The following is a 16352-nucleotide window of genomic DNA, read 5'->3' on the forward strand; positions in this document are numbered from 1 at the left end:
TGCGGGTTGCTGTTGCTGCTGAGTCTGTTGGCCCCAGCGGCTGCGCGGACGTCGATTTCGAGCTGGGCGGGCACTGTGACCCATGTCAGCGATGGCGACACGCTGTGGGTGCGGCCGCAGCGCGGTGGTGCGCCCCGTCCGGTACGCATCGACGGTATCGATGCGCCCGAACTCTGCCAGATCCATGGTGAGACGGCGCGGGCCGCCCTGGTGGGCCGGGTGCTGGGTCAGGCGGTGCAGGTCCGCGTGCGCCGGCATGACGATTACGGCCGGGCCCTGGCGCGGGTCAGTCTGCGCGGGCAGGACCTGGGGGCCTGGCTGGTCAGCCAGGGCCACGCCTGGTCCTACCGCTACCGCGGGCAAAGCGGGCCGTATGCGCAGCAGGAAGGCCAGGCACGGGCGCGCCAGCTGGGACTGTTCCGCCAGGGACGCGCTGAGTTACCGCGTGAGTTTCGCCGCCGCCACGGTCCCTGCCACTGAGGCGGGCTTGTTTCAGTGGGCAGCCTGGCCGCACACCGGGCAGGCCGGGTTGCGCGGTATCTGGATCTCGCTGAAGGCCATGTGCCGGCCGTCCAGCATGAGCAGGCGGCCAGCCAGCGGCGTGCCAGCACCGCTGAGCAGCTTGAGGGCCTCGGCCGCCTGCAGGGTGCCGATGATGCCCACCAGTGGCGCGAACACGCCCAGGGTGGCACAGCGGGTTTCCTCGAAATCGTCCTGCGGGGGAAAGACGCAGGCGTAGCAGGGGGAGTCGGCCGTGCGCGGGTCATAGACCGCGAGCTGACCGTCAAAACGGATGGCCGCGCCTGAGACCAGGGGTTTGCGCAGGCGTACGCAGGCCGCGTTGACGGCCTGGCGGGTGGCGAAGTTGTCACTGCAGTCCAGCACCACATCGGCACGGGCCACCAACTCATCGAGCAGGGCGGCATCCGCACGTTGCGCGACGGTGTGGACCTGCACGTCGGGATTCAGGGCGGCCACGGCCTGGCGGATGGATTCGACCTTCGGCGCGCCCACACGCGCCATGCTGTGGGCGATCTGGCGCTGCAGGTTGGTGACATCGACCGTGTCGTGGTCGACCACGGTGAGCTGGCCGACACCGGCCGAGCCGAGGTAGAGCGCGACCGGTGATCCCAGGCCGCCGGCACCGATGATCAGGGCGTGGCTGTCGAGGAGGCGCTGCTGGCCTTCGATGCCGATTTCCTCGAGCAGGATATGGCGCGAATAACGCAGCAGCTGATCGTCGGTCATCGTCTGCTCAGAGAGGGCTGGCGTCTCGACGGACGCCGCCGCCCAACTCAGTTTTCCTTGGGTTCTTCCTTGCGCTCGGTCTGGGTCTTGCTGACCAGAACCGGCAGGCCCTTGAGCTGGTTGAGCGCCTGCATCAACTGGAAATCCTTGTCGGTGCCGAATTCAGGCAGCTTGCGTTCGGCCGCCGGCTTCTTGGCCTCGTCTTCCAGCTTCTTGAGGGCTGCATCACGAGCCTTCTCGCGAGCCTCGTCCTTCTTCTCGGCGCCCTGGCCGTTGCTCAGGTGCTTGTCGAGGTCCGCTTCGCGCGTGCGCAGCACCGAGAAGACATTGCCTTCGGCGGTCTCGTCCACCATGACATCGGGCAGGATGCCCTTGGCCTGGATGGAACGGCCCGACGGCGTGTAGTAGCGTGCCGTGGTGATCTTCAGGCCGGTGTCGGGGCCCAGCGGGCGCACGGTTTGCACCGAGCCCTTGCCGAAGGTCTGGCTGCCCATGATGGTGGCGCGCTTGTGGTCCTGCAGGGCGCCGGCCACGATCTCGCTGGCCGAGGCCGAGCCTTCGTTGACCAGGACCACGAGGGGAACCTTCTTGAGGCTGGCGGGCAGGCGCTTGAGCGGGTCGCTGTTGCCGCGGCGCTGGTAGAACTCGGGCGAAGCCTTGAAGGTGAACTTGCTTTCGGCGAGCTGGCCGTTGGTCGAGACCACGGTCACGTTCTCCGGCAGGAAAGCGGCCGAGATGGCCACGGCGGCATCGAGCAGACCGCCCGGGTCGTTGCGCAGGTCCAGCACCAGGCCCTTGAGTCCGGACTCCTGCTTGTAGATCTCTTCGATCTTGCGGGCGAAGTCGTCCACCGTGCGTTCCTGGAACTGGCTCAGGCGGACCCAGGCGTAACCGGGCTCGATCACCTTGGCCTTGACCGACTGGGTCTTGATTTCCTCGCGCGTGATGGTGACGGGGAAGGAGCGGTTCTCGTCCTTGCGGAAGATGGTCAGCATGACCTTGGTGTTGGGCTCGCCGCGCATGCGCTTGACGGCTTCATTGAGCGTCAGGCCCTTGACGGCGGTGTCGTCGATGCGGGTGATCAGGTCATTGGTCTTGAGACCGGCGCGGTGGGCGGGCGAGCCCTCGATGGGCGAGACGACCTTGACCAAGCCGTCCTCCTGCGTGATCTCGATGCCCACGCCGACGAAACGCCCGGCCGTGCCTTCGCGGAATTCCTTGTAGGACTTCTTGTCGAAGTACTGCGAGTGCGGGTCCAGGCTGGAGACCATGCCGGAGATGGCATCGGTGATGAGCTTCTTCTCGTCGACCGGCTCGACATAGTCGGTCTTGATCATGCCGAAGACGGCGGCGAGCTGCTGCAACTCCTCCAGCGGCAGCGGCGCTACGGCATTGCGTGCCACGGTTTGCAGGGAAACGGTGGTGAGCGCGCCGGCAAGCACGCCCAGCGAAACCCAGCCGGCGATTTTCAGTTTCTGACCCATGGATAGACCCTCGTCGCTTCAATATACACGTTTGGAAGCGAAAACACCGCCGGGGTTCCGGCGGTCGGTGACAAATTGTTTGCCGGGCATGACCGGTCCTTCCCACTTGGGGACGAACCGGCCTGGTGCAAGGCTCGGTTTCAGGCCTTGCCTTGCGTGGCGACCGCTGCCGCCGCCCGGGCGGCCGCCTCGGCGTCGCCCAGGTAGTAGTGGCGGATGGGCTTGAGGCTGGCGTCGAGTTCGTAGACCAGCGGGATGCCGTTGGGGATGTTCAGGCCCACGATATCCTGGTCGGAGATGCCGTCCAGGTACTTGACCAGGGCGCGGATCGAGTTGCCATGGGCGGAAACCACCACCCGCTGGCCGGACCGGATGGCCGGGGCCAGGGATTCGTTCCAGAAGGGCAGCACGCGTGCCACGGTGTCCTTCAGGCATTCGGTCAGCGGCACCTGATCGGCAGGCAGGCCGGCATAACGGCGGTCGCCCCGTTCGCTGCGCGGGTCGGTCGGCTCCAGGGCCGGTGGCGGGGTGTCGTAGCTGCGGCGCCAGACCAGCACCTGCTGCTCACCGTATTGTTTGGCCATGTCGGCCTTGTTCAGGCCTTGCAGGGCGCCATAGTGGCGCTCGTTCAGGCGCCAGTCCTTGACCACCGGCAGCCAGCTGCGGTCCATCTCGTCCAGGCAATACCACAGGGTGTGGATGGCGCGCTTGAGCACGCTGGTGTAGGCCACGTCGAAATCGTAGCCCTCGGCCTTGAGCAGCTTGCCGGCCGACATGGCCTGGGAGACGCCAGTGGGGGTGAGATCGACGTCGGTCCAGCCGGTGAAGCGGTTTTCCAGGTTCCAGGTCGATTCGCCGTGGCGGATGAGCACGAGTTTGTACATGGTGGTGGGGCGGTTACGGAACGGTTACGGGGGCAGGGCAGGGGCAAACCGCCCGGTTTCTGCAGCAATCAAGCCGTCATTTTAAAATCAGCCTTTTGCACTTACCGTCTCCAACAAGGAATATTGTGAAATTCATCCTCGACAACTGGTCGCTGATCCTGGTTTGCCTGACCTCCGGCCTGCTGCTGGCCTGGCCGGCCATCAAGGGCGCCGCCGGCGGATCCCTGACGCCGGTCGCCGCCGTGCAGCTGATCAACCGTGAAAAAGCCGTGGTGATCGACGTTTGCGAGGCCAGCGAATATGCCGCCGGCCACGTCAGCGGCGCCAAGCACATCCCCCTGTCCCAGCTGGCCAAGCAGCTGCCGGCCGTGGTGAAGAACAAGGAATTGCCCGTGATCTTCGTCTGCCAGAGCGGGGCGCGCTCCAGCAGCGCCGCCCGCATCGCCAAGGGCCTGGGCTACACCCAGCCCCTGTCCCTGGGCGGCGGCCTGTCCAGCTGGCGCGCCGCCAGCATGCCGGTCGAGAAAGGTTGAACCCATGCAAGCAGTGAAGATGTACACCACGGCCGTTTGCCCCTATTGCACGCGTGCCAAGCAGTTGCTCAAGTCCAAGGGCGTCGAGCAGATCGAGGAAGTCCGCATTGACACCGATCCCCAGGCGCGCGAGCACATGATGACCATCACCGGCCGGCGCACCGTGCCGCAGATCTTCATCGGCAGTACCCATGTGGGCGGCTGCGACGACCTGATGGCGCTGGATGCCCAGGGGGGGCTGGTTTCCCTGCTTCAGGCGGCCTGAGATAATCGGCGCCAATCCGATCGTGAGCCCGCTCGGTATCTGCCGGGCGGGCTTTCATTTTTTGACACCTGTCCATCTCACAAGGCAAGTCCATGGCCGACCAGCAAGAACCCGTTTTCCAGATCCAGCGCGTCTACCTCAAGGAGGCTTCGCTGGAGCAGCCCAATTCGCCCGGCATCCTGCTGCAGGGCGAGCAGCCTTCGGTCGACATCCAGATCGGCGTCGAGGCCCAGCCGGTGGCTGAGGGGGTCTACGAGGTGTGCGTGACGGCCACCGTGCACACCCAGATCGCCGACAAGACCGTGTTCCTGGTCGAGGCCAAGCAGGCCGGTATTTTCGAGATCCGCAACCTGGCGGAAGACCAGATGGGCCCCATCGTCGGCGTGGTCTGCCCGCAGATCGTCTTTCCCTACCTGCGTGGCAACGTGGCCGACATCGTGCAGCGCGCCGGCTTCCCGCCCGTGCACCTGGCAGAGATCAATTTCCAGGCCACGTACGAGCAGCAGCAACAGGGTAACGGGCTCAAGGTCCAGTAAGGCCGGGCCCGTTTCCCCTTACCGCTGTCTTCCCAGACCATGAAAATCCTCGTGCTTGGCGCCGGTGCCTGGGGTACGGCGCTGGCCATGAGCGCCAGCCAGAACCCGCAGACACGCCACGACGTCACCTTGTGGGCGCGGGACGGGGTGCAGGCGGGGGCCATGCGGGCCGAGCGTGTCAACGCGCGTTATCTGCCCGGGCTGGCTTTGCCCGAATCCCTGCGGGTGATCGACGGGCCGGCCGATGGGCTGGCCGGTCTGGTGCTGGGCCAGGACCTGGTGGTGATCGGCACCCCGATGTCCGGTTTGCGCGGCGTGCTACGGCAGATCCAGGCTTGCGACCAGCCCGTGGCCTGGCTGTGCAAGGGCTTCGAGCCGGCCGAACCGGGCTCCCAGGGGCTGCTGGCGCACGAAATCCAGGCCGAGGTGGCGCCCGGCCTGCAGGCCGGCGTGCTCAGCGGCCCGAGTTTTGCGCTGGAGGTGGCACGTGGCCAGCCCACGGCGCTGGTGGCCGCCAGCCGCCACGCGGTGGTGCGCGAGCGTCTGGTCGCCGCCTTCCACAGCCCGACGCTGCGCATCTATGACAACGAGGACATCGTGGGTGTCGAGGTGGGCGGGGCCGTCAAGAACGTGCTGGCTATCGCCACCGGCCTGTGCGACGGCCTGAACCTGGGCCTGAATGCCCGTGCCGCGCTGATCACCCGTGGCCTGGCCGAGATGACGCGCCTGGGGCTGGCCCTGGGCGCGCGGGCCGAGACCTTCATGGGTCTGTCGGGGCTGGGCGACCTGGTGCTGACTGCCACCGGCGATCTCAGTCGCAACCGCAAGGTGGGCCTGCTGCTGGCCCAGGGGCAGACGCTGGCGCAGGCCGTGGCTTCGCTGGGCCATGTGGCCGAGGGCGTCTACTGTGCCCGCACTGTGGTGCAGCGGGCGCAAAGCCTGGGCGTGGACATGCCCATCGCCCAGTGTGTGGTGGCCCTGCTGGATGGCCGCATGCAGCCGGCCCAGGCCGTGGCGGCCCTGATGGGCCGCACGCCCGGTTCCGAAGCGAAATAAGACCGGGCCCGGACCGGCCTGCCGTCAGGCGCCGTCGCGGGCGATGCGCGCGCTGATGTGGGCAATGGCTTCTTCCACCTGGTCCACCAGGATCAGGCACAGGTCTCCCTCGCCCAGGCGGTCCATGGCCGTGTCGATGGCCAGGAACTCGCCGCGGATCTCGTTCACGTCACGCGCGCGCTTGGCCTCGGCCAGGCCTGAGCGCAGCAGGGCCAGCACCTCGCCGTCAGCGCGGCCGCGCTGGCAGGCGTCCTCAAACAGCACGATCTGGTCGAAGGCATCGCCCAGGATGCGGGTCTGTTCGCGGATGTCCTCGTCGCGCCGGTCGCCGGCGCCGCTGATGACCACCGAGCGGCGCTGGGCCGGCATGGCCCCCACGGCCTGCACCAGGGCCAGCATGGCGTCCGGGTTGTGGCCGTAGTCGGCGATCACCGTGGCACCCCGGTAGCGGAACAGGTTGAAGCGGCCCTGCGCGTTGTTGGCGTCGTTGTCGAACGTGGCCAGACCCTGGCGGATCAGCGCCCAGTCCAGGCCCAGCGCCCAGGCGGCCCCCACGGAGGCCATGACGTTCTCGACCTGGAAGCCGATGGCGCCGCCCAGGGTGAGCGGCACACCAGCCAGCGGCAGCCGGTGCTGGACCTTGCCTTCGGCCGCCACGAGATGACCGTCCTCCACATAGACCGCGCGTTTGCCCTGGGCCAGGTGCGTGGCCATGACCGGGTTGTGGCGGTCGGCGGCGAAGTAGGTGACCAGGCCGCTGCGGCATTGGCTGGCCATGGCCGCGACGATGGGGTCGGTCGCGTTCAGCACGGCGGTGCCCTTGTCGGAGATGTTCTGCACGATCACGCGCTTGAGCACGGCCAGGTCTTCCACCGTGGTGATGAAGTTCAGGCCCAGGTGGTCGCCGGCCCCGACGTTGGTGACCACCGCCACGTCGCAGCGGTCGAAGGCCAGGCCTTCGCGCAGCATGCCGCCGCGTGCGGTTTCCAGCACGGCGGCGTCCACGTCGGGGTGCTGCAGCACATTGCGCGCGCTCTTGGGGCCGCTGCAGTCGCCGGTGTCGATGCGCTCGCCGGCAATAAAAACGCCATCGGTGCTGGTCATGCCCACGCGCAGATTGTTCTGCGTGAGCAGGTGGGCGATCAGGCGCACGGTGGTGGTCTTGCCGTTGGTGCCGGTCACGGCCACCAGCGGGATGCGGCCATTCTCATGTTCCGCGAACATGGTGGAGATGATGGCCTCGCCCACCGCACGGCCCTTGCCATAGGAGGGTGAGAGGTGCATGCGCAGGCCGGGTGCGGCGTTCACTTCGACGACGCCGCCACCGGTTTCCTCCAGCGGCTGCAGGATGTTGTCGCAAACCATGTCCACGCCACAGATGTCCAGCCCGACCATCTTGGCGGCAATGATGGCGCGGTGCGCCACCTCGGGGTGCACGTCGTCGGTGACGTCGGTGGCGCTGCCGCCGGTCGAAAGATTGGCGTTGTGGCGCAGCGAGACGCGCCGGCCGCGCGCCGGCACCGAATCGGCGTTCAGGCCCTGGCCGGCCAGGCAGGCCAGCGCGATGTCGTCGAAGCGGATCTTGGTCAGCGAGGTCGAATGGCCGCTGCCGCGGCGCGGGTCCAGGTTGACCTGGTCGACCAGCTGGCGCACGCTGTGCTCGCCGTCGCCCACCACCGTGGGCGGGTCGCGGCGGGCTGCGGCGACGAGCTTGTTGCCCACCACCAGCAGGCGGAAATCGTTGCCGGGCAGGAAACGCTCGACCAGGATCTCGTTGTCGAACTCGGAGGCGGCCGCATAGGCCTTGAGCAATTGCTCGCGTGTGGTGATGTTGACGGTGACGCCCTTGCCCTGGTTGCCGTTCTTGGGCTTGATCACCACGGGCAGACCGATCTCGCCGGCAGCGGCCCAGGCCTCTTCGGCTGACGTGATCTCACGTCCCAGCGGCACCGGCACGCCGGCGCTGGCCAGCAGCTTCTTGGTCAGTTCCTTGTCCTGGGCGATCGATTCGGAGATCGCGCTGGTCACGTCCATCTCGGCGGCCTGGATGCGGCGCTGCTTGCTGCCCCAGCCGAACTGGATCATGCTGCCCGAGGTCATGCGGCGATAGGGGATGCCACGGGCCGTGGCCGCGTCGGCGATGCAGCCGGTGCTCGGGCCCAGGCGCACGTCCTCGTCGAGTTCGCGCAGCTGGCCCAGCGCGGCGGCCAGGTCAAACGGTGTGTCTTCCAGGGCGGCGCGGCACAGGTTCTGGGCCATTTCCAGGGCCATGCGGCCGACAGCCTCTTCGGAATATTCGACCACCACCTGGTAGACGCCGGGTTCGACCGTGGGCGTGGTGCGGCTGAAGGTCACCGGGCAACCGGCTTGCGCCTGCAGGCCCAGCGTGGCCAGTTCCAGCACATGGGCCAGGGGCACGGTGTCGTCATGACCGGTCGGGTTCAGCGGCAGGATCTGCGGGAAGCGCGTGCGCAGGCGCAGACCGAAGTTCTGGCGCGCGCTGAGCTCGCATTCCGCTGGCGTGCAGTGGACGACAGCCTCGATGGCAGTGTGGTGGCTCCACAGATTGGGGCCGCGCAGGGCGCGTATGCGTTTGACTTCCATATCAGTGGTCGTTGGTGAGGTTGGCCTTGAAGGTGCGCAGGCCGGCGCCGATCAGTTCGGGTTTGACGTCCAGCGCCCAGGCGGTGGCCACGGCGGCCATCACCATGTCGGGCTTGGCGGCCTTGGTCGGGTTGAGCGAGTCCAGCGGCACTTCGCTGACCTCGTCCATCCCCAGGGCCAGCACGATGTGGCGGTCGCGCAGGAACACGGTGCGCTCGCCCTGCTGGCGATGCTGTGCGATGGCCGGCAGCTGGGCGTCGGAGCCGTAGAAGATGACCTTGCCGTCGCACAGCGCGGCCATCTCGACCACGCGCGGATCGGCGGCGTTGAGCACCGCCGTGCCGCTGGGCAGGATCACGTCGACCTGGGTGCGCACCACGTTGTAGAGCTTGTCGGCGTCGTCGATGTAGAACTCGGCCAGGTCCTCCAGGCCGTCCAGATCGGTCACCACGCCGACTGTGCAGCGGTCATAGGCCAGGCCCTCGGACAGGATGGCGCGATGGGTGTGCTCGAACACGGCCGCTTCCAGCGAGCGGTTGATCAGCAGGCGCTGGCCGGTTTCCCAGTCTGAACCGTCACGGGATTCGACCTGGCGGGGGCCCAGGAAGAAGCCGTCTCGGCAGGCCAGGCCGACCTGGGTGCCGTTGATGTGCAGCAGCCAGTTCACCATGCGCGCGATGCGGGTGGTGTTGCGCGTGCCGGTGATGCCGACGATGGGGATGCGGCCCTGGTCTTCGCCGGGGAAGAGGTGGGCCACGATGGCCTGGCCGACGTTGCGCGGCTGGCCTTCGGCGGGCTTGAGATGCATGAGCAGGCCGGGGCCGGCGTTGACCTCGATGATGGCGCCGCCCTGCTCGGCCAGCGGGCGCGAGATGTCGGGTGTGACCAGGTCGATGCCGGCGATGTCCAGTCCGACCACCCGCGCGGCCAGCGCGGCGGCGGCGGCGACCTGGGGGTGCACCTGGTCGGTCACGTCGTAGGCCAGGTCGCCGTGGCGACGGATCAGCACCACCTGGCCGGGCGGCGGAACGGAGGCGCCGTTGTAGCCCTGGCGCGAGAGTTCGAGCTGGGCGATCGGCTCCTTGTCCAGGACCAGCGGCTCCAGGGGGAATTCCTCCTCCTCGCCGCAGCGCGGGTCGCTGTTGATCTGGCTGTCGATCAGCTGCAGGATGGTGGAGCGGCCGTCGCCGGTGACGACCTGCTTCTTGCCGCGCGTGGCGGCCACCACCTGCCGGCCCACGACCAGCAGGCGATGGGCCTCGCCCTCGATGTACTTTTCCACCAGCACGCCGCTGCCTTCGGCATCGGCGGCATGCCAGGCTTTCTCGACGTCCTCGCGCGTGTGCAGGTCGGTGAACACGCCGCGGCCGTGATTGGCGTCGGTCGGTTTGACGGTGATCGGCACGCCGATGTCCTGTGCCACGCTCCAGGCCTGTTCGGGGCTGTCGACCTCTTCGCCTTCGGGGACCGGCACGCCGCAGGACTGCAGCAGCTCCTTGGTGAGTTGCTTGTCGCTGGCGATGCTCTCGGCGATGGCGCTGGTCTGGTCGGTCTCGGCGGTCCAGATGCGGTGCTGGCGTGCGCCATAGCCCAGCTGTACCAGATTGCCGTCGTTCAGGCGGATGTGCGGAATGCGGCGGTCGGTGGCGGCTTCGACGATGTGCGCCGTGCTCGGGCCCAGGAAGAGCCGGTCGCACAGCTCGCGCAGGCGGGCGACGGTGGTGGACACGTCATAGGGCCGGTCCTCGATGGCAGCCAGCAGCAGTTCGCGCCCGGCTTCCAGCGCCGCTCGGCCGACTTCTTCCTGCCGGGTACGGAAGGCCATCTTGTAGACACCATGTTTGGAGGTCATGCGTGTCTTGCCAAAGCCGGTCTGCATGCCGGCCTGGGTTTGCAACTCCAGCACCACGTGCTCCAGGATGTGGCCGGCCCAGGTGCCGTCACGCAGCCGCTCCAGGAAGCCGCCGGGCTCGCCCACCCCGCAACGGTGCTGGGCCAGGCCGGGGAGCATGCCGGTCAAACGCTCGTAAAATCCGGGGATGACATTGGAAGGCCGGTCTTCCAGTTCCCCCAGGTCCAGCCAGGTCTCGATGACCGGGCGATAGGTCCAGATGTTGGGACCGCGCAGATGGCTGACCCGCAGAATTTGAAGGTTTTTCTTAGTCATGAAGCTGGGCAGGGTGAACTAGCGGTCCCTGCGGTGGTCTTGCTCGCTGGCAGGGCCAGAGCGGGCGATGGCTGCGGTATGTCTCCAAGGTGCCGTGCATAAAACGGGGACAATCGACATCAGCAAATCCTTACCCAGGTTCCGGACTCCATGACTCGCTCTACCCCGTCAGCAGCTCTATTATCTTTCAGCGACGTTCCGGCGGAATGGCTGGCTGAAATACGCACACAACTGCACCCTGATGAGAACGTCCAGGCGGTGCTGGAGGTTGACCTCGACACCCGCCTGCAGTTCGGCCGCGGCCTGCTGGTGGCCACCGAACGACGCCTGCTGGCCCGGGCGCCAGGCCAGTCTGCCTGGCAGGCCTGGGCGTACCACCCCACCCTGAAACTGAATCAGCACGACCACGCCGGTGTCGGCCATCTGGAGCTGCTGGACGGCCAGGGCCGGCTGGCGCACTGGTGTTACACCTTGGGACAAAATCTGCAGGCCGTGCGTCTGGCCGAGCAGGTGGGTCACCAGTTGAACAGCCTGAGCACCGGCCAGCCGGTGCCCGTCCCGGTCGGCCATGAATGCCCGATCTGCAAGGCGTCCCTGGATCCCGGCCAGGACGAGTGCCCGATCTGCGCCAAGGTCATCCACACCCCGCCGTCGACCTGGACCCTGCTGCGCCTGTGGCGCTTCGCCAAACCCTACAAAGGCCAGCTGCTGCTGGGTTTCGTGCTCACCTTGCTGGGCACGGCCGCCAGCCTGGTGCCGCCCTACCTGACCATGCCGCTGATGGACGAGGTGCTGGTGCCGCTGGAGGCGGGCAAGCAGGTGGACCCCATGCTGGTCGTGCTCTACCTCAGTGGCCTGCTGGGGGCGGCTGTGGTGGCCTGGGGCCTGACCTGGGCCAAGACCTATATCCTGGCCCTGGTGTCCGAACGCATCGGCGCCGACCTGCGAACCACCACCTACGACCACCTGATGCGCCTCTCGCTCGAATACTTCGGCGGCAAGCGCACCGGTGACCTGATGGCACGCATCGGCAGCGAGACCGACCGCATCTGCGTCTTCCTCTCGCTGCACCTGCTGGACTTCTTCACCGACCTCATCATGCTGCTGATGACGGCGGCCATCCTGTTCTCCATCAATCCCTGGCTGGCCCTGGCCACGCTGATCCCGCTGCCCATCATCATGTGGATGATCCACGCGGTGCGGCATCGCCTCAAGACCGGCTTCGAGAAGATCGATCGCGTCTGGTCCGAGGTGACCAGCGTGCTGGCCGACACCATCCCCGGCATCCGCGTGGTCAAGGCCTTTGCCCAGGAAAATCGCGAGTCGGCCCGTTTCCACGAGGCCAACCGCCAGAACCTGCAGGTCAACGACCGCATCAACAAGATCTGGGCGCTGTTTGCGCCCAGCATCTCCTTCCTGACCGAGGTTGGCCTGCTGGTGGTCTGGGGCGTGGGCGTCTGGCTGATCGCAAAAGGCGAGACCTCGGTGGGCGTGCTGACGGCCTTCATCGCCTATATCAGCCGCTTCTATGGGCGCCTGGACTCCATGAGCCGTATCGTCTCCTGGACCGAGCACTCGGCCTCGGCGACCAAACGCATCTTCGACATCCTGGATCACGTGTCCAGCGTGCCGGAACCGGCGCAGCCGGTGCATCTGAAGCAGGTGCAGGGCCGCATCGAGGTGCGCGACGTGGGTTTCCGTTATGGCAACCGCGAGGTCAACCGCGGCATCAACGTCACCATCGAGCCGGGCCAGATGGTGGGTCTGGTGGGCCACAGCGGCTCGGGCAAGAGCACCCTGGTCAACCTGATCTGCCGCTTTTACGACGTGACCGAGGGTTCGATCCGCATCGACGGCGTCGACATCCGCTCCCTGCCCGTGGCCGAGTACCGCCGCAACATCGGCCTGGTGCTGCAGGAACCCTTCCTCTTCTTCGGCACCATTGCCGAAAACATTGCCTACGGCAAACCCGACGCCACGCGCGAGCAGATCGTGGCGGCCGCCCGTGCCGCCCACGCGCACGAGTTCATCCTGCGCCTGCCGCAGGGTTATGACTCCATCGTGGGCGAACGCGGCCAGGGCCTGTCGGGTGGCGAGCGCCAGCGCATCTCGATCGCGCGCGCGCTGCTGATCGACCCGCGCATCCTGATCCTGGACGAGGCCACGGCCTCGGTGGACTCCGAGACCGAGAAGGAGATCCAGAAGGCGCTGGACAACCTGGTGCAGGGCCGCACGACCATCGCGATTGCCCACCGCCTGTCCACCCTGCAACGCGCCGACCGCCTGATCGTGCTGGACCGCGGCCAGGTGGTGGAGGAGGGCACGCACGACGAGCTCATGGCACGCCAGGGCGCCTACTACAACCTTTACCAGGCGCAAGCGCGCAACGTGGATACCGACATGGATGACGCCGAGGCGGAAGTGAATCCCGAACGCAAGGACGACGCCAAATGAACTCGCGCCCCATCCTGAACCAGATGCAGGTTGCCGCGGCCCTGTCGCGCAATGCCTACGACAAGCTGGCGCTGACCCTGGCCGATGGCCAGATACGTACCGGCGTGGTGCCGGTCCGCGCCTTTCCCATCCAGGCGCCTGAGCGCGACATCTCCCTGCTCGATGCCGACGGCCACGAGGTGGCCTGGATCGAGGAGCTGGCGCGCGTGCCCGAGCCGGCCCAGGGCCTGATCCGTGCCGCGCTGTCCGAGCGTGAGTTCATGCCCGAGATCCGCGCCATCCGGGGCGTGAGCAGCTTTTCCACGCCCAGCACCTGGCAGGTCCGCACCGACCGCGGCGACACGGCCTTCGTGCTCAAGGGCGACGAGGACATCCGCCGGCTGGCGGGCAACACCCTGCTGGTGACCGACTCGCATGGCATCCAGTTCCTGATCCGCGACATGACGGCGCTCGACCGCGAGAGTCGCCGCCTGCTCGACCGCTTCAAGTGAACCCGGCTTCGCCGGGCTGATTCGCACATGAACTCTGTTTCCGACTATTCCGAGACCTTCCTGCAGCAGCTGGCGCAGGCCGATGTGGCCCGGGCCCTGCGGGAAGACGTGGGCAGCGGCGACCTGACCGCCGGCCTGATCGATCCGGCGCGCCGGGCGCATGCGCGTATCCTGGCCCGCGAGAGCGCCGTGATCTGCGGTGCGGCCTGGGTGCAGGCCACCTTGCAGCAGGTGGTGCCTCAGGCCAGCGTCACATGGCACGTGCGTGACGGCCAGCGCTGCGAGGCCGACCAGGTGGTGCTGGAAATGACCGGGCCGGCGCGCGGCCTGCTGACGGCCGAACGCACCATGCTCAACTTCCTGCAACTGCTCAGCGCCGTGGCCACGCACACTGCCACCTATGTGCAGGCGGTGCAGGGTGTGCCGGGCAACCGCGCACGCATCGTCGACACGCGCAAGACCCTGCCCGGCCTGCGCCTGGCGCAGAAGTACGCGGTGCACTGCGGCGGTGGGACCAACCACCGCATCGGCCTGTACGACGCCGTGCTGATCAAGGAAAACCACATCGCTGCCGCTGGCGGCGTGACGGCCGTTCTGCAACGCGCCGCAACCGTGGCGCCCACGGCCGAGTTCGTCGAAATCGAGGTCGAGACCCTGGCCCAGCTCCAAGAGGCCCTACTGGCCGGTGCCCGCATGGTGCTGCTGGACAATATGAGCCTTGAAACGCTGCGCGAGGCCGTGCGCCTGAACGCCGGGCGCGCCATCCTGGAGGTCTCGGGTGGGGTGAACATGGGCACGGTACGCGAGATCGCCGCCACCGGCGTCGACCGCATCTCGATCGGCGCCCTGACCAAGGATGTGAAGGCCGTTGATTTCTCCATGCGGTTTACGGAGCTCTGATGAATACCGGAACCCACGTCATCGACGTTGAATACGAGCAGCCCGAGACAGCGCAGGGTGAGGGCGCGGCCTGTTCCACGCATCACGCCTGGGCGCGCGTGCCGGTGGAGCCCGGCCCGGCCGAGCGTGCTGCGCTCAAGGACAAGATCCGTCGCCTGCTCAAGGAAAAGAACGCGGTGATGGTCTCGCACTACTACGTGCACCCGGACCTGCAGGACCTGGCCGAGGAAACCGGCGGCATCGTCAGCGATTCGCTCGAGATGGCACGCTTCGGTCGCGACCACGCGGCCCAGACCCTGGTGGTCTCGGGTGTGCGCTTCATGGGCGAAACCTCCAAGATCCTCTCGCCGCACAAGCGCGTGCTCATGCCCGACCTGGACGCGACCTGCTCGCTGGACCTGGGCTGTCCCATCGACGAGTTCTCGGCCTTCTGCGATGCCCATCCTGATCGCACCGTGGTGGTCTATGCCAACACCAGCGCCGCCGTGAAGGCGCGCGCCGACTGGCTGGTCACCTCCAGCTGCGCGCTGGACATCGTGCGCGCCCTGAAAGAGCAGGGCCACAAGATCCTGTGGGCGCCGGACCGCCACCTGGGTGGCTACATCCAGCGCGAGACCGGGGCCGACATGCTCATGTGGAACGGCTCCTGCATCGTGCACGACGAGTTCAAGAGCTTCGAACTGGAAGAACTCAAGAAGGAGCACCCAAAGGCCAAGGTGCTGGTGCACCCGGAGTCGCCCGCCGCCGTGGTGGCCTTGGCAGACGCGGTGGGCTCCACCTCGGGCATCCTCAAGGCCGCGCAGGAAATGGACGCGCCGGAGTTCATCGTGGCCACCGACAAGGGCATGATGCACAAGCTGCGCACCCTCAACCCCGGCAAGACCTTCATCGAGGCGCCCACCGCCGGCAACAGCGCCACCTGCAAGAGCTGCGCGCACTGCCCCTGGATGGCCATGAACGGGCTGGCCGGGGTGGCCCAGGTGCTGGAGAGCGGGGGCAACGAGATCCACGTGGACCCGGCGCTTATTCCGCGTGCGCGGGTGCCGATTGACCGCATGCTGGCCTTCACGGCAGCGCTCAAGGCCGGCCAGCCGGTCTCCGGCCTGGTGCCCCATATCGGGGCGGCATAATCGCGCGAACAAGGAGTTGATCCATGTCCCGCAAAGTGCTCGCCGTCTATCCCGGAACCTTTGATCCCATGACCCTGGGCCATTCCGACGTCATACGCCGGGCGGCCCAGCTGTTTGATCAGGTCATTGTGGGCGTCGCGGCAGCTCATCACAAGAAGACCATGTTCACCCTCGATGAGCGTATCGGCATGGTGCGCGAGGTCATGCACGACCAGCCCAATGTGGTGGTCGAGAGTTTCTCGGGCCTGCTGCGTGACTTTGTCGTGGGGCGCGGTGCCAAGGTCGTCATCCGCGGCCTGCGCGCGGTGACCGATTTCGATTACGAGTTCCAGCTGGCCGGCATGAACCGCAGCCTCATGCCCGAGGTCGAGACGGTTTTTCTCACGCCCAGCACGAGTTACCAGTTCATCTCCAGCACCCTGGTGCGCGAGATCGCCACCTTGGGCGGCGAGGCCGAGAAGTTTGTCGACCCCTTGGTGGCGCAGCGTCTGGCCGAAAAGGTGCGCAGCCTGGGGCGTGCGTAGCGCCTCGCCTCCCATGTCCGGGGGCAAGCCGCCCGCGCCGGCCCGGGGTCGTGTTTCAAGGTGAAACCGCCACATC

15 protein-coding genes are annotated in these 16352 nt (G+C 67.1%); 10 read left to right on the forward strand and 5 right to left on the reverse strand.

Going from position 1 to position 16352, the window contains the following annotated elements; translation table 11 throughout:
* Positions 1 to 75 precede the first annotated feature (75 nt).
* A complete protein-coding gene (locus AO057_RS06900) occupies positions 76 to 480 on the forward strand; it encodes a thermonuclease family protein (protein ID WP_240480745.1) in 405 nt (134 codons plus the stop codon).
* A 12-nt stretch (positions 481 to 492) separates the two neighbouring features.
* On the opposite strand, the gene AO057_RS06905 is transcribed toward AO057_RS06900, so the two are convergent.
* The 3 genes from AO057_RS06905 to gpmA all read right to left on the reverse strand — a co-directional run bounded on the left by AO057_RS06905 (position 493) and on the right by gpmA (position 3616).
* The gene (locus AO057_RS06905) at positions 493 to 1248 is read right to left on the reverse strand and encodes a HesA/MoeB/ThiF family protein (protein WP_057674939.1); all 756 of its coding nucleotides are present in this window, start codon (positions 1246 to 1248) and stop codon (positions 493 to 495) included.
* 47 nt (positions 1249 to 1295) lie between these two features.
* Complete coding sequence (locus AO057_RS06910; protein WP_057674940.1) at positions 1296 to 2732, reverse strand: S41 family peptidase; 1437 nt, start codon at positions 2730 to 2732, stop codon at positions 1296 to 1298.
* A 140-nt stretch (positions 2733 to 2872) separates the two neighbouring features.
* Complete coding sequence (gene gpmA / locus AO057_RS06915) at positions 2873 to 3616, reverse strand: 2,3-diphosphoglycerate-dependent phosphoglycerate mutase (RefSeq protein ID WP_057674941.1); 744 nt, start codon at positions 3614 to 3616, stop codon at positions 2873 to 2875.
* A 125-nt stretch (positions 3617 to 3741) separates the two neighbouring features.
* Here gpmA and AO057_RS06920 point away from each other — a divergent pair, with 125 nt between their 5' ends.
* The 4 genes from AO057_RS06920 to AO057_RS06935 all read left to right on the forward strand — a co-directional run bounded on the left by AO057_RS06920 (position 3742) and on the right by AO057_RS06935 (position 6006).
* Positions 3742 to 4149 (forward strand): rhodanese-like domain-containing protein, encoded by a 408-nt coding sequence (locus tag AO057_RS06920; RefSeq protein WP_057674942.1) that lies wholly within the window; start codon positions 3742 to 3744, stop codon positions 4147 to 4149.
* A gap of 4 nt (positions 4150 to 4153) precedes the next feature.
* On the forward strand, positions 4154 to 4414 hold the full coding sequence (grxC, locus tag AO057_RS06925) for a glutaredoxin 3 (RefSeq protein WP_057674943.1): 261 nt from the start codon (positions 4154 to 4156) through the stop codon (positions 4412 to 4414).
* Between the two features lie 92 nt (positions 4415 to 4506).
* Positions 4507 to 4950 carry a protein-export chaperone SecB gene (gene secB, locus AO057_RS06930; protein ID WP_057674944.1) on the forward strand — a complete coding sequence of 148 codons (444 nt, stop codon included), beginning with the start codon at positions 4507 to 4509 and terminating at the stop codon, positions 4948 to 4950.
* Positions 4951 to 4989: 39 nt separating this feature from the next.
* Complete coding sequence (locus AO057_RS06935; RefSeq protein WP_057674945.1) at positions 4990 to 6006, forward strand: NAD(P)H-dependent glycerol-3-phosphate dehydrogenase; 1017 nt, start codon at positions 4990 to 4992, stop codon at positions 6004 to 6006.
* A 24-nt stretch (positions 6007 to 6030) separates the two neighbouring features.
* On the opposite strand, the gene cphA (AO057_RS06940) is transcribed toward AO057_RS06935, so the two are convergent.
* On the reverse strand, positions 6031 to 8610 hold the full coding sequence (gene cphA, locus AO057_RS06940) for a cyanophycin synthetase (protein ID WP_057674946.1): 2580 nt from the start codon (positions 8608 to 8610) through the stop codon (positions 6031 to 6033).
* A 1-nt stretch (position 8611) separates the two neighbouring features.
* On the reverse strand, positions 8612 to 10777 hold the full coding sequence (cphA, locus tag AO057_RS06945) for a cyanophycin synthetase (protein ID WP_057674947.1): 2166 nt from the start codon (positions 10775 to 10777) through the stop codon (positions 8612 to 8614).
* Between the two features lie 150 nt (positions 10778 to 10927).
* Between cphA (AO057_RS06945) and AO057_RS06950 the strand changes: the two genes are divergently transcribed.
* From AO057_RS06950 to coaD, 5 genes are read left to right on the forward strand one after another with little or no spacing between them, the layout of a single operon-like run.
* Positions 10928 to 13231, forward strand: a complete 2304-nt coding sequence (locus tag AO057_RS06950) for a cyanophycin metabolism-associated ABC transporter (protein ID WP_082605443.1) — start codon at positions 10928 to 10930, stop codon at positions 13229 to 13231.
* Positions 13228 to 13722 carry a cyanophycin metabolism-associated DUF1854 family protein gene (locus tag AO057_RS06955; protein WP_156404486.1) on the forward strand — a complete coding sequence of 165 codons (495 nt, stop codon included), beginning with the start codon at positions 13228 to 13230 and terminating at the stop codon, positions 13720 to 13722. Before AO057_RS06950 ends, AO057_RS06955 begins: the two co-directional genes overlap by 4 nt.
* Positions 13723 to 13749: 27 nt before the next feature.
* Complete coding sequence (gene nadC / locus AO057_RS06960; RefSeq protein WP_057674948.1) at positions 13750 to 14622, forward strand: carboxylating nicotinate-nucleotide diphosphorylase; 873 nt, start codon at positions 13750 to 13752, stop codon at positions 14620 to 14622.
* A complete protein-coding gene (gene nadA, locus AO057_RS06965; protein ID WP_057674949.1) occupies positions 14622 to 15752 on the forward strand; it encodes a quinolinate synthase NadA in 1131 nt (376 codons plus the stop codon). Before nadC ends, nadA begins: the two co-directional genes overlap by 1 nt.
* Positions 15753 to 15775: 23 nt before the next feature.
* A complete protein-coding gene (gene coaD / locus AO057_RS06970) occupies positions 15776 to 16276 on the forward strand; it encodes a pantetheine-phosphate adenylyltransferase (protein ID WP_057674950.1) in 501 nt (166 codons plus the stop codon).
* Positions 16277 to 16352 lie beyond the last annotated feature (76 nt).

It is taken from the genome of Curvibacter sp. PAE-UM (genome assembly GCF_001432305.1).
Classification (GTDB): domain Bacteria; phylum Pseudomonadota; class Gammaproteobacteria; order Burkholderiales; family Burkholderiaceae_C; genus Hylemonella.